The organism is Streptomyces sp. NPDC018045, assembly GCF_044327445.1.
Lineage (GTDB): Bacteria > Actinomycetota > Actinomycetes > Streptomycetales > Streptomycetaceae > Streptomyces.
The window spans coordinates 21,485-33,278 of sequence record NZ_JBIRFL010000024.1; the positions used below are offsets into that span (position 1 = coordinate 21,485).

Below are 11,794 nucleotides of genomic sequence, written 5' to 3' on the forward strand. Positions count from 1 at the left end.
GCGCGAGGTGTTGAGGCGCTCCCTCCGCAGGGTGAACGCTCTTCCCGTACGCCGTCGTCACCGGCCTCAGCCCCCGAGGCCGACGAGGCGGGCGAGGAATTCGAGCACCGGCGCCAGGCCCTGGGACGCGCTCACCGCGTGCGCCGGGGACGGGGCCGTCATGACGGCGAGCAGCACGACGAAGGAGACGACGGCGAGGGTCACGGCCCACCACGGCGGGCCCGTGCGCACGCCCGGGCCGCGGGGGGCGGACGGCCTGCTGGAGACGGCGGACATCGGTGGCCTCCGGGACGACGGCGGGGACGACGCGGCCGCGTGGTGCGGCCGCGCCCACCGCAGCGGCACGGTGTCCCTCGAACCTACGGGCCCCCGGGGGCCGTTCCCATCCGGTATGCCACCCACTCGCCCCTGACCCTGGCCCCCTAGGGGACGGTGGGGCTGTCCCCACCCCCGCGCGGGGACGCCGTAGGGGCGGCGGCCGCGGCGCGTCAGGGGGAGGCGAGGCTCGCGATGACGGCGATGACGGCGGTCACGGCGAGCATCGCGCCCAGGACGATGAGCAGCTTCTTCTGTCCGCCCGGCGGATTCGGTTCGAGCACTGGCATGGCTTCAGTGTCGCACCTTGGCCTCGTCCTCCATCCGGCGGTCCCGGCCCGCCAGCATCCCGACCGCCATCTGGGGCACCATCAGCCCGGCCATCAGCGCGATGGGCAGCCCCCAGCCACCGCTGTGCTGGTAGAGCGTGGCCACCAGGAGCGGCCCGGGGATGGAGATGAGGTAGCCGACGCACTGGACGAAGGCGGACAGCCGTACGACCCCCTCGGCGCTGCGCGAGCGCATCCCGATCATCGTCAGGGCCAGCGGGAAGGAGCAGTTGGAGATGCCGAGGAGCAGCGCCCAGGCCCAGGCGCCGGAGGCCGGGGCCAGCCACAGCCCGGTGTAGCCGGCCAGTCCGCACACACCGAGCCCGACGGCCAGCGGCCCCTGGTTGCGCATCCGGGCGGCCACCCGGGGCAGCACGAAGGACAGCGGAACGCCCATCGCCATGGTGACGGCGAGCAGGACGCCGGCGGTGCCCGCCGGGACCCCGGCGTCGCGGAAGATCTGCGGCATCCAGCCCATGGTGATGTACGCGGCGGTGGCCTGGAGGCCGAAGAAGACGGCCAGCGCCCAGGCGGTCGGCGACGTGCCGACCCGCAGCGTGGCGGCCGGTGCGGCGGCCTGCCGGGCGGCGGCCCCGTCCGCGCCCCGGCGGCCGCGGACGACCGTCAGCCAGGGCACGACGGCGAGGACGGCGAGCACCGCCCACACCGCGAGGCCGGACTGCCAGCTCCCGCTGAGCGCGGCGGTGACGGGCACGGTCAGCGCGGCGGCGAGTGAGGTGCCCAGGGCGAGCGCCATCGAGTACAGGCCGGTCAGCGGGCCGACGCGGTCCGGGAACCAGGTCTTGATGACCACCGGCAGCAGGACGTTGCTGACCGCGATGCCCGCGAGGGCCAGCGCGGTGGCGGCGAGGAAGCCGGCGGTGCTGCCCGTGTAGGGCCGTACGGTGACACCGATGGCGATCGCGGCCATCCCGGCGCAGACGACCGCGCCGGGGCCCCAGCGACGGGCCAGCCGTGGGGCGGCGGTGCCGAAGACCGCGAAGCACAGGGCCGGTACGGAGGTGAGCAGCCCGGCGACGGCCGCGCTCATGCCCAGGCCGGACCGTACCTCTTCCATGAGCGGGCCGAGGCTGGTGATGGCCGGGCGGAGGTTGAGGGCGGCCAGGACGAGGCCGGCGACCATCAGGAGCGGCAGCGCCCGGCCGGCGGCCGGGGCACGGTCCGGTTCCGTGGCCGCGGCGGGTGCGGTCGGGTGCTGCTCCGGCGGTGCGCCGGGGGGCCCGGCGTCGGGGCCGAGTGTCGCGAGGGAGTCGTCTGGCATGGCACTCATCATAGAATCATGGGATGAATGTTTGTCCAGGTTCCCCGGCCGCTTCCCGGTCCCGGCGGGCTCGCTATTCTCACGCGGTGCCCACCGACGGGCTTCGGCCCCCCACCCCACTGGAGCGCTGACATGCCACTGACCTCGCCCCGTCGCTCCGCGCTGGCGGACCAGGTGATCGCCCAGCTACGGGCGCAGATCACCTCCGGTGAATGGCCGGTGGGCTCCCGCATCCCGACCGAGCCCGAACTGGTCGAACAGCTCGGGGTGGCCCGCAACACCGTCCGCGAGGCCGTACGGGCGCTGGCGCACAACGGCCTGCTGGACATCCGCCAGGGCTCGGGCACCTACGTGGCGGCGACCAGCGAACTGGCCGGGGTGATGAACCGCCGCTTCGCGGACGCCGACCCCGAACACGTGGCGGAACTGCGCAGCGCGCTGGAAGCGGCGGCGGCCCGGCTGGCCGCCCGGCGCCGCGGCGACCAGGACCTGCGGCAGCTCGACGCCGCGCTGGAACGGCGCGAACGGGCCTGGGAGTCCGGCGCCGCGACGGCGTTCGTGGAGGCCGACGCGACACTGCACATGGCGGTCGTCGCGGCGTCGCACAACGAGGTGCTGGCCGAACTGTACGCCGACCTCGGCGGCGTACTCCGGGAGTTCCTCCGCGCCGACGTGGGTGACGTCCTGCGGCCCGAGGCGCACGTGGACCACGCGCGGCTGGTGGCGGCGATCCGCGCGGGCGACGACGAACGCGCCGCGGCCGAGGCGAGCGCGCACCCCTTCGGCTGCCGGCTCGGCGCCCGGGCCCGCGGCTGACCCCGTACCCGTACCCGTACGGTACGACCCGCCCCGTACGACGCGCGCTGCCCGCCCCGGCGGACCGGGACGGGCAGCGGTGTCAGCGCTTACGGGCGTCAGGCACCCATCATGTGCACGCCGCCGTCGACGTGGACGATCTCGCCGGTGGTCTTGGGGAACCAGTCGGAGAGCAGGGCGACGACACCGCGGCCGGCCGGCTCCGGGTCGGTCAGGTCCCAGCCGATCGGGGCGCGGGTGGACCACACGTCCGTCAGCTCCTCGAAACCGGGGATGGAGCGGGCGGCCATCGACTTGATCGGACCCGCCGAGACCAGGTTGCAGCGGATGTTCTTCGAGCCCAGGTCGCGGGCGAGGTAGCGGGACGTGGCCTCCAGCGCCGCCTTGGACACGCCCATCCAGTCGTACTTCGGCCAGGCCATCTGCGCGTCGAAGTCCATGCCGACGACCGAGCCGCCGCGCTTCTCCAGCAGCGGGAGCAGCGCCATGGTCAGGGCCTTGAGGGAGAACGCCGACACCTCGACGGCCGTCGCGACCGACTCCCACTCGGTGTTCAGGAAGTTGCCGCCCAGGGCGTCCTGCGGAGCGAACCCGATGGAGTGCACCACACCGTCGAGCTGCTCGTCACCGAAGTGCTCGGTGACCTTGGCGGCCAGACCGGCCAGGTGCTCCTTGTTCTGCACGTCCAGCTCGATGACCGGAGCGGGCTTCGGCAGCCGCTTGGCGATGCGCTCGACGAGGGAGAGCCGGCCGAATCCGGTCAGCACGACCTCGGCACCCTCCTCCTGCGCCAGCCTGGCGACGTGGAAGGCGATCGAGGCGTCCGTGAGGACCCCGGTGACCAGAATGCGCTTGCCTGCGAGGATTCCACTCATGCTGATCAGTGACCCATGCCCAATCCGCCGTCGACGGGAATGACGGCTCCGGTGATGTACGCGGCCTCGTCGGAGGCCAGGAAGCGGACCGAGGCGGCGATCTCCTCGGGCTGCGCGTAACGCGCCAGCGGCACCTGCTTGACGATGCCCTCCCGCTGCTCGTCGCTGAGCGCGCGGGTCATGTCGGTGTCGACGAAACCGGGCGCGACCACGTTGACGGTGATGTTACGGCTGCCCAGCTCACGGGCGAGGGAGCGGGCGAAGCCCACCAGCCCGGCCTTGGAGGCGGCGTAGTTGGCCTGGCCCGCGGAGCCGAGCAGGCCCACCACGGACGAGATCAGCACGACGCGGCCCTTGCGCGCCCGCAGCATCCCGCGGTTGGCGCGCTTGACCACCCGGAAGGTGCCGGTGAGGTTGGTGTCGAGGACCGAGGTGAAGTCCTCCTCCGACATCCGCATGAGGAGCTGGTCGCGGGTGACGCCGGCGTTGGCCACCAGCACCTCGACCGCGCCGTGCTTCTCCTCGATCTCCTTGTAGGCCTGCTCGACCTGCTCGGCGTCCGTGATGTCGCACTTCACGGCCAAAAATCCCTCGGGAGGCTCCCCCGAGCGGTAGGTGATGGCGACCTTGTCGCCTGCCTCGGCGAAGGCCCGGGCGATGGCGAGGCCAATGCCGCGGTTGCCTCCGGTGACCAGAACCGAGCGGCTCAAGAGATCACCCTTTCCGTGTCCTGTCCGACCTGCGTTCGCTACGAAACTATCGGTCACCGGCCTCGTACGGAGAATCGAGCCCGGACAGGCGCGCACGCCGGTCACTGTCGGGTCCCTACAGAAGACGCCGCCGTACGGTTGCCCTGCGGGGTGGGCCGGGCCTCCGGGGCAGGGCATGATTCATGGCGCCGACCACGGGAGGACGCCTTGCCTGCCACACCTCGTTCCATCGACGAGACCTTCCTCGCGCTGCCGCTCCACGCGCTGGCCGACGCCGCGCTGGCACGGGCCCGCGCGCTGGGCGCCACTCATGCGGACTTCCGCCTGGAGCGGCTGCGCAGCGCGTCCTGGCGGCTGCGGGACGCCAGGCCGTCGGAAGCGTCCGACACCACGGACCTGGGCTACGCGGTGCGCGTGGTGCACGACGGGGCCTGGGGGTTCGCGTCCGGCGTGGACCTGACGATGGACGCCGCCGCGCGGGTGGCCGGGCAGGCGGTGGCGATGGCGAAGCTGTCCGCCAAGGTCATCGCGGCGGCCGCGCCGGACACGCCCGCGCGCGGCGCGTCCGGCGCACCGCCGTGGGGGGCGACGGGCGGGCGGGTGGAGCTGGCGGACGAGCCCGCGTACCCGGACCGCACCTGGATCTCCTCGTACGAGATCAACCCGTTCGACGTACCGGACGCGGACAAGACCGGGCTGCTGGCCGAGTGGAGCGCCCGGCTGCTGGCCGCGCCGGGCGTGGCGCACGCGGATGCCTCGCTGCTGACCGTCCAGGAGAACAAGTTCTACGCGGACACGGCGGGCACCGGCACCACCCAGCAGCGGGTCCGGCTGTTCCCGCAGCTCACAGCGGTTGCGGTGGAGCCGGCAAGCGGTGAGTTCGACTCGATGCGCACCCTGGCGCCGCCGGTGGGCCGCGGCTGGGAGTACCTGACCGACGGCCGCTACGACTGGGACGCCGAGCTGGACCGGATGCCGGAACACCTCGCCGAGAAACTGCGCGCACCGGGCGTCGAGCCCGGCCGCTACGACCTGGTCGTGGACCCGTCCAACCTGTGGCTGACCATCCACGAGTCGATCGGGCACGCCACCGAGCTGGACCGGGCCCTGGGCTACGAAGCGGCCTACGCGGGCACCTCCTTCGCCACCTTCGACCAGCTCGGGAAGCTGGCGTACGGCTCCGAGGCGATGAACGTGACCGGCGACCGCACCGCCGAGCACGGCCTGGCGACCATCGGTTACGACGACGAGGGCGTGGCGGCGCAGTCCTGGGACCTGATCAAGGACGGCACCCTGGTCGGCTACCAGCTCGACCGCCGCATCGCGAAACTCACCGGCTTCGCCCGCTCCAACGGCTGCGCGTACGCCGATTCCCCCGCCCACGTCCCCGTCCAGCGGATGGCGAACGTCTCCCTGCGACCCGCGCCGCACGGGCCGTCCACCGACGACCTGATCTCCGGCGTCGAACACGGCATCTACGTCGTCGGCGACCGCTCCTGGTCGATCGACATGCAGCGGTACAACTTCCAGTTCACCCAGCAGAGGGCCTACCTCATCCGGAACGGGCGGCTTCGCGGGCAGCTCCGGGATGTCGCCTATCAGGGAAGCACCACGGAGTTCTGGGGGTCGATGGAGGCCGTCGGAGGACCGGAAACGTACGTCCTCGGAGGGGCGTTCAACTGCGGGAAGGCGCAGCCGGGGCAGATCGCGGCGGTGTCGCACGGGTGTCCGTCGGCGATGTTCGCCGGCGTCAGTATCTTGAACACGGCACGGGAGGCGGGGCGATGAGCAGCCGTAGGCCGGGGAGCACCGCGCCCCACGAGATCGTCGAGCGGGTCCTGGAGCTGTCCCGGGCCGACGGCTGCGTGGTCATCGCCGAGGAGCGGTCCAGCGCCAATCTGCGCTGGGCGGGCAACGCGCTGACCACGAACGGGGTCACCCGCGGCCGGTCGCTGACGGTGGTCGCGACGGTGGACGGCGCGCAGGGCACGGCGTCGGGTGTGGTCACCCGGTCCGCGGTGACCGCCGCCGACCTGGAGCCGCTGGTGCGGGAGGCGGAGGCGGCCGCGCGGGCGGCCGGGCCCGCCGAGGATGCCGCGCCGCTGGTGTCCGGTGCCGGGCCGTCGCCGCACTTCACCGACGCCCCCGCCGAGACGTCCTCCGCGGTCTTCGACACCTTCGCACCGGCCCTGGGCGAATCGTTCAAACGGGCCGGGGACGGCGGCCGCGAGCTGTACGGCTTCGCGTACCACGAGGTCGTCTCGTCCTACCTCGGCTCCTCCACCGGGCTGCGGCTGCGGCACGACCAGCCCACCGGGACGCTGGAGCTGAACGCCAAGTCCCCGGACCGCGCCCGGTCCGCCTGGGCGGGCCTGTCCACCCGTGACTTCCGTGACGCGGACCCGCTGGCCATGGACGCGGAGCTGGCCACCCGGCTCGGCTGGGCCGAGCGGCGCGTCGGGCTGCCGGCCGGGCGGTACGAGACGCTGCTGCCGCCGACCGCCGTCGCCGACCTGCTCGTCTACCAGCAGTGGTCGGCGGCGGCCCGGGACGCCGTGGAGGGCCGTACGGTCTTCTCCCGGCCCGGCGGCAGCACCCTCGTCGGATCGCGGCTCGCGGAGCTGCCGCTGACGCTGCGCAGCGACCCGGGCGCCCCCGGCCTGGAGTGCGCGCCCTTCGTCCTGGCCCACTCCTCCGGCGACGACGCATCCGTCTTCGACAACGGGCTGCCGCTGGAGCCGACCGACTGGGTCCGCGACGGCGAGCTGCGGCGGCTGGTGACCACCCGGCACAGTGCCGGGCTGACCGGGCTGCCGGTGGCGCCGGGCGTGGACAACCTGATCCTGGAGGGCGGCGGCACCCGGTCCCTGGAGGAGATGGCGGCGGACACCGGGCGGGGGCTGCTGCTGACCTGCCTGTGGTACATCCGCGAGGTGGACCCGGCGACGCTGCTGCTCACCGGCCTGACCCGGGACGGCGTCTACCTGGTCGAGAACGGCGAGGTGGTCGGCGAGGTGAACAACTTCCGCTTCAACGAGTCGCCGGTGGACCTGCTGGCGCGGGCGGTGGAGACGGGCCGTACGGAGCGCACGCTGCCCCGGGAGTGGAGCGACTACTTCACCCGCGCGGCGATGCCGCCCCTGCGGGTCCCGGACTTCAACATGAGTTCGGTGAGCCCGGGGGTGTGAGGTGGGCGGGGGGGGGCCGACGCGAGGGCCGGTGATCGGGGGCCCGGGCGTGAGGCCGGTGATCGGGGCCCGGGCGTGAGGCCGGTGGGCCGGGTGCTGGTGGGCGCCCGCCGGGCTTCGGTCACCGGCTCTAATAGACTCTCCCCTCGTCCTCCCGTACGGGAACACCGACCGATCAGGAACGCCATGACACGCCTCGGCGAATCCGTCGCCCGCGCCAGCTCGCTGCTCTCCGCAGACCTCTCCGCCGACGCCACCGTCGCGGAGCTGCTCAAGGAGACGGGCGAGCGGCGCTATCTCGACCTGACGGACCTGCCCGCCAAGGAGCAGGCCGAGCTGATCGCCTCCCGTACCGTCGAGGTGCTGCCGGGCGTGGACCAGCTCGCCGAGCGGATCGAGGAGCGCCGCGCCGCGGGCCGGGGCCTGCACATCAAGCTGGGCATCGACCCGACGGCCACCGATGTCCACCTCGGGCACGCGGTGCCGCTGATCATCCTGAGCCGGTTCCAGCGGCTCGGGCACGACGTGACGCTGATCATCGGCGACTTCACCGCCAAGATCGGCGACCCGTCGGGCCGTACCGCCGAGCGCCCGCCGCTGACCGACGAGGACATCGCCGCCAACCTGACCAGCTACCGCGAGCAGGTCCGGCCGTTCTTCGACTTCGAGAAGGTCAGCTTCCGGCAGAACAGCGAGTGGCTGGCGCCGTACACCTTCCCCGAGCTGCTGGGCCTGCTGTCCCAGGTGCCGGTCTCGCAGCTTCTCCAGCGCGAGGACTTCAGGAACCGCCTCGCCGCGGGCTCCGGCCTGACCATGACCGAGCTGCTGTACCCCATCGCGCAGGGGCTGGACTCGGTGGCGCTGGAGTGCGACGTGGAGCTGGGCGGCGCCGACCAGCTCCTCAACCTCCAGATGGGCCGCAAGCTCATGGAGCTGCGCGGGCAGCGGCCGCAGTTGGTCGTCACGATGCCGCTGATCGAGGGCACCGACGGCACCGGCGCCAAGATGTCCAAGTCCAAGGGCAATTACGTCGGGCTGAGCGCGCCCGCCGACGATGTCTTCGGCAAGATCATGTCGGTGCCGGACCGGCTGATGGAGCCGTACCTGAAGGCGTGGACGGAGTGGACCGACGACGAGATCGCGGTCGCCCTGGCCCGCGTCGCGGACCGCAGCCTGCACCCGATGGACCTGAAGAAGGTCCTGGCGGGCGAGGTCGTGACGGCGCTGTACGGCCTGGAGGCGGCGATGGCCGCGCGCGCCGGGTTCGTGGCGCAGTTCTCCAAGAAGTCCTTCGCCGACGTCAGCACCCTGCCGGTGGTGGACGTCGCCGCGCACGGCGCGGAGACGGTCGCCACGGTCCTGACGCAGGTGCTGGAGTTCACGCCGAGCGCCTCGGCGGCCCGGCGGCTGGCCAAGCAGAACGCGCTGCGCCTGGTCGTGGAGGCCGAGGAGGGCCAGCGGACGCTGGTGCTCGCCGAGGGCGAGGCGATCCGGCCGCTGGGCGAGGTGCTGGCGGAGAAGCTGGCCGGTGCCTCAGGTACGGCCTACCTGAAGGCCGGCCGCAAGCTGGCGCAGCTCGACAACCGCTGAACGCGTCCGTGCGGGGGAGGGGCGGGCTCCCCGCCCCCCGCACGGCGACGGCCGGTGCGCATCCCGTGCGCACCGGCCGTTCCGCGTACCGGGGGCCCGTCAGGTCCGCTCCCTCCCGTGGCCGCGTACGGCCGCCCAGAGCCGGTCGCCGATGGCGACCACCACGACCGCGCCGACCAGTTGCAGCAGGTGCCGCGTCCAGTCGATGCCCTTGGTGTCGTTCACCCCGATGCCGGTGGCCAGCCAGTTGCCCAGGACGCTGCCGAGCATGCCGAAGACCACGGTCAGCCACAGGGGGATCTGCTGCTTGCCCGGGAGGATCGCCTTGGCGATCAGACCCAGCACAAGACCGACGATGATTGCCCACAACCAAGTCATGTCGCCTCCTAATGCGGCGCGCGCACATGAGCGTGCCCAGCCAGTTTCGCCCCGGACGGGCTACGCCGCACGCCGGAGCGGGCCGTACGCGGGGCGGCGGTGCGGACCCGGCCCCGGCGTATCGCGCCCCGGTCTCGAAGGCGGCGCAGGCGCGGCGTAACGTGGGATCGGTGCGGAACCGGGGAGTATCCGGCACGACAAGCAGGTGGTGGAACGTGATGCGGAAGCAGACCGGCGCCCAGGCCTTCCGGATCACGGGAGCGCGGCAGGGGCTGACCGAGGATGTGCGGGGCCGGCAGCGGCGCTATGTGATCTCGATGTCGGTGCGGACGGTGGCCGTCGTGCTCACCGCCGTGCTCTGGAACATCGAGCGTCACGTGGCCATCGCCACCCTGGCGCTGGGCATTCTCCTGCCGTACGTCGCGGTCGTCATCGCCAACGCGGGGCGGGAGAACGTACGTTCACTGCCGTCCACTTTCATACCGGCGCCCACCCGGCCGATGCTGGGCCCCGGGAGCACCGCGGGCCCGGCGGAACCGGTCCCGGAAGCGACCGGGCCGGAAGCGGACGAGCCGCGGCAGGAGCGGAGTTGAGCCGGCCGTGATACGCAAAGCTCAAGAAAAGCTCAGATCAATCATGCGGTTCCGGTGCACCCGGCCCACTCCCGCGTGACATACTGCGTACGCGCTCCGCATCCCCCGTCGGAGCGACGGACCGACGCCGGGCGGCTCCCCCCGTGGCTGCCCGGCGTCGCCATGTCCGCTCCGGCGGCGACGTAGGGTTGAGGCCGTGAACTCCCCTGACGCCCCGAATTCCGACTCCTCCGGCGACGCCGCACCCCCGCGCTTCCCGGGCCTGCCGGGCCTTCCCGGCCTGCGCGGCCCGGCCGGCGGGGCGCCGGAACCCGCGGCCGATACGCCGGTCTGCTCGGCCAAGGGCTGCCGCGCCGACGCGGTGTGGGTGCTGGCCTGGAACAACCCGAAGCTGCACACCCCGGAGCGCCGCAAGACCTGGCTCGCCTGCGAGGAGCACCGCGAACACCTGTCCAACTTCCTTGAGTTGCGCGGTTTCCTGAAGGACGTCGTCACGCTGGAGGCGTGGGAGCAGGCCGCCGCGGACCGCCCGGCCGACGGCTGACCGCCGCCATTGGTCCGGCCTCTGGCGGAAGGCACCGGCTGACGGCCGCCGGACGGCCGCGCCCCCACCTCGGACGGCCGCGGTCCCACCGCGGCCCACCGCCATCTCGGTCCGCCGCCACCCCGGCCCGCCGCCTCGGCTACCCGCCGATCGCCGACATCGGGCGCTCCGGCTGGAGGAAAGCCGGGTCGTCCAGGCCCGAGCCGGCCTTCTTGCCCCACATCGCCTGCTTCCATATGTGGGCGATCTCCGCATCCGGGGCGTCCGAGCGCAGGGCCGCCCGCAGGTCCGTCTCCTCGGTGGCGAACAGGCACGTACGGACCTGGCCGTCGGCGGTCAGGCGCGTACGGTCGCAGGCGCGGCAGAACGGGCGGGTGACGGAGGCGATGACGCCGACGCGGTGCGGGCCGCCGTCCACGGTCCAGCGCTCGGCGGGCGCCGAACCGCGCTCCTCCCGGCCCTCGGGGGTCAGCGTGAAGCGGGTGCGCAGCGAGGCGAGGATGTCGCCGGCGGTGATCATGCCCTCGCGCTTCCAGCCGTGCTGGGCGTCGAGCGGCATCTGCTCGATGAAGCGCAGCTCGTAGTCATGGGCGATGGCCCAGGCCAGCAGGTCGGGGGCCTCGTCGTCGTTGAGACCCGGCATCAGGACGCTGTTGACCTTGACCGGGGTGAGCCCGGCGGCGCGGGCCGCCTCCAGGCCGCGCAGCACGTCGTCGTGGCGCTTGCGGCGGGTCATGGTCCGGAAGACGTCCGGGCGCAGCGTGTCGAGCGAGACGTTGACGCGGTCCAGACCGGCGGCGCGCAGGGCGGCGGCCGTGCGCTCCAGACCGATGCCGTTGGTGGTCAGCGACATCCGCGGGCGGTTCTCCAGAGCGGCGACCCGCTCCACGATGCCGACGAGGCCGGGGCGCAGCAGCGGCTCACCGCCCGTGAAGCGGACCTCCTCGATGCCCAGACCGGTCACGGCGATGCGGATGAGGCGGACGATCTCGTCGTCGGTGAGCAGATCGGGCTTGGCGAGCCACTGCAGGCCCTCCTCCGGCATGCAGTAGGTGCAGCGCAGGTTGCACCGGTCGGTCAGCGAGACGCGCAGGTCGGTGGCCACGCGACCGTATGTGTCGATGAGCACTGGGGCCCCCTGCCCGAGTCCGATCATTTCGCTTTCGAGCCTACG

13 protein-coding genes are annotated in these 11,794 nt (G+C 72.9%); 6 read left to right on the forward strand and 7 right to left on the reverse strand.

Annotated elements, in window-relative coordinates; translation table 11 throughout:
• Positions 1–66 precede the first annotated feature (66 nt).
• The 3 genes from ACH4EB_RS31875 to ACH4EB_RS31885 all read right to left on the reverse strand — a co-directional run bounded on the left by ACH4EB_RS31875 (position 67) and on the right by ACH4EB_RS31885 (position 1,926).
• Positions 67–276, reverse strand: coding sequence for a hypothetical protein (locus tag ACH4EB_RS31875; RefSeq protein ID WP_398351599.1), 210 nt, complete (start codon positions 274–276; stop codon positions 67–69).
• A gap of 212 nt (positions 277–488) precedes the next feature.
• A complete protein-coding gene (locus ACH4EB_RS31880) occupies positions 489–605 on the reverse strand; it encodes an SGM_5486 family transporter-associated protein (RefSeq protein ID WP_275126387.1) in 117 nt (38 codons plus the stop codon).
• Positions 606–609: 4 nt separating this feature from the next.
• Positions 610–1,926 (reverse strand): CynX/NimT family MFS transporter, encoded by a 1,317-nt coding sequence (locus tag ACH4EB_RS31885; RefSeq protein WP_398351602.1) that lies wholly within the window; start codon positions 1,924–1,926, stop codon positions 610–612.
• Between the two features lie 132 nt (positions 1,927–2,058).
• Between ACH4EB_RS31885 and ACH4EB_RS31890 the strand changes: the two genes are divergently transcribed.
• A complete protein-coding gene (locus ACH4EB_RS31890; protein ID WP_398351604.1) occupies positions 2,059–2,742 on the forward strand; it encodes a FadR/GntR family transcriptional regulator in 684 nt (227 codons plus the stop codon).
• A 98-nt stretch (positions 2,743–2,840) separates the two neighbouring features.
• Here ACH4EB_RS31890 and fabI read toward each other — a convergent pair whose 3' ends face one another.
• Positions 2,841–3,617 (reverse strand): enoyl-ACP reductase FabI, encoded by a 777-nt coding sequence (fabI, locus tag ACH4EB_RS31895; protein ID WP_398351605.1) that lies wholly within the window; start codon positions 3,615–3,617, stop codon positions 2,841–2,843.
• 5 nt (positions 3,618–3,622) lie between these two features.
• Positions 3,623–4,327 (reverse strand): 3-oxoacyl-[acyl-carrier-protein] reductase, encoded by a 705-nt coding sequence (gene fabG / locus ACH4EB_RS31900; RefSeq protein ID WP_030021377.1) that lies wholly within the window; start codon positions 4,325–4,327, stop codon positions 3,623–3,625.
• Between the two features lie 207 nt (positions 4,328–4,534).
• Between fabG and ACH4EB_RS31905 the strand changes: the two genes are divergently transcribed.
• The 3 genes from ACH4EB_RS31905 (at position 4,535) to tyrS (ending at position 9,105) form a co-directional block, all read left to right on the forward strand.
• Positions 4,535–6,115, forward strand: a complete 1,581-nt coding sequence (locus tag ACH4EB_RS31905) for a TldD/PmbA family protein (RefSeq protein WP_398351606.1) — start codon at positions 4,535–4,537, stop codon at positions 6,113–6,115.
• Positions 6,112–7,515: a metallopeptidase TldD-related protein gene (locus ACH4EB_RS31910; protein ID WP_398351608.1), complete on the forward strand. Its 1,404-nt coding sequence runs from the start codon at positions 6,112–6,114 to the stop codon at positions 7,513–7,515. Before ACH4EB_RS31905 ends, ACH4EB_RS31910 begins: the two co-directional genes overlap by 4 nt.
• Before the next feature lie 186 nt (positions 7,516–7,701).
• Positions 7,702–9,105, forward strand: a complete 1,404-nt coding sequence (gene tyrS / locus ACH4EB_RS31915; RefSeq protein WP_398351609.1) for a tyrosine--tRNA ligase — start codon at positions 7,702–7,704, stop codon at positions 9,103–9,105.
• A gap of 99 nt (positions 9,106–9,204) precedes the next feature.
• Here the strand turns inward: tyrS and ACH4EB_RS31920 are convergent, their stop codons facing one another.
• Entirely contained in the window at positions 9,205–9,483 is a 279-nt protein-coding gene (locus ACH4EB_RS31920) for a GlsB/YeaQ/YmgE family stress response membrane protein (RefSeq protein ID WP_398351611.1), read from the reverse strand.
• Positions 9,484–9,701: 218 nt separating this feature from the next.
• Between ACH4EB_RS31920 and ACH4EB_RS31925 the strand changes: the two genes are divergently transcribed.
• The gene (locus ACH4EB_RS31925) at positions 9,702–10,076 is read left to right on the forward strand and encodes a DUF3099 domain-containing protein (RefSeq protein ID WP_398351612.1); all 375 of its coding nucleotides are present in this window, start codon (positions 9,702–9,704) and stop codon (positions 10,074–10,076) included.
• A 280-nt stretch (positions 10,077–10,356) separates the two neighbouring features.
• The gene (locus ACH4EB_RS31930) at positions 10,357–10,620 is read left to right on the forward strand and encodes a hypothetical protein (protein ID WP_398351725.1); all 264 of its coding nucleotides are present in this window, start codon (positions 10,357–10,359) and stop codon (positions 10,618–10,620) included.
• Between the two features lie 139 nt (positions 10,621–10,759).
• Here the strand turns inward: ACH4EB_RS31930 and moaA are convergent, their stop codons facing one another.
• Entirely contained in the window at positions 10,760–11,749 is a 990-nt protein-coding gene (gene moaA, locus ACH4EB_RS31935; protein ID WP_398351613.1) for a GTP 3',8-cyclase MoaA, read from the reverse strand.
• Positions 11,750–11,794 lie beyond the last annotated feature (45 nt).

Bases quoted from the DNA above. Each gene is read 5' to 3' on its own strand.
- ACH4EB_RS31875 (WP_398351599.1), bottom strand. From the start codon at position 276: ATGTCCGCCGTCTCCAGCAGGCCGTCCGCCCCCCGCGGCCCGGGCGTG.
- ACH4EB_RS31880 (WP_275126387.1), bottom strand. From the start codon at position 605: ATGCCAGTGCTCGAACCGAATCCGCCGGGCGGACAGAAGAAGCTGCTC.
- ACH4EB_RS31885 (WP_398351602.1), bottom strand. From the start codon at position 1,926: ATGCCAGACGACTCCCTCGCGACACTCGGCCCCGACGCCGGGCCCCCC.
- ACH4EB_RS31890 (WP_398351604.1), top strand. From the start codon at position 2,059: ATGCCACTGACCTCGCCCCGTCGCTCCGCGCTGGCGGACCAGGTGATC.
- fabI (WP_398351605.1), bottom strand. From the start codon at position 3,617: ATGAGTGGAATCCTCGCAGGCAAGCGCATTCTGGTCACCGGGGTCCTC.
- ACH4EB_RS31910 (WP_398351608.1), top strand. From the start codon at position 6,112: ATGAGCAGCCGTAGGCCGGGGAGCACCGCGCCCCACGAGATCGTCGAG.
- tyrS (WP_398351609.1), top strand. From the start codon at position 7,702: ATGACACGCCTCGGCGAATCCGTCGCCCGCGCCAGCTCGCTGCTCTCC.
- ACH4EB_RS31920 (WP_398351611.1), bottom strand. From the start codon at position 9,483: ATGACTTGGTTGTGGGCAATCATCGTCGGTCTTGTGCTGGGTCTGATC.
- ACH4EB_RS31925 (WP_398351612.1), top strand. From the start codon at position 9,702: ATGCGGAAGCAGACCGGCGCCCAGGCCTTCCGGATCACGGGAGCGCGG.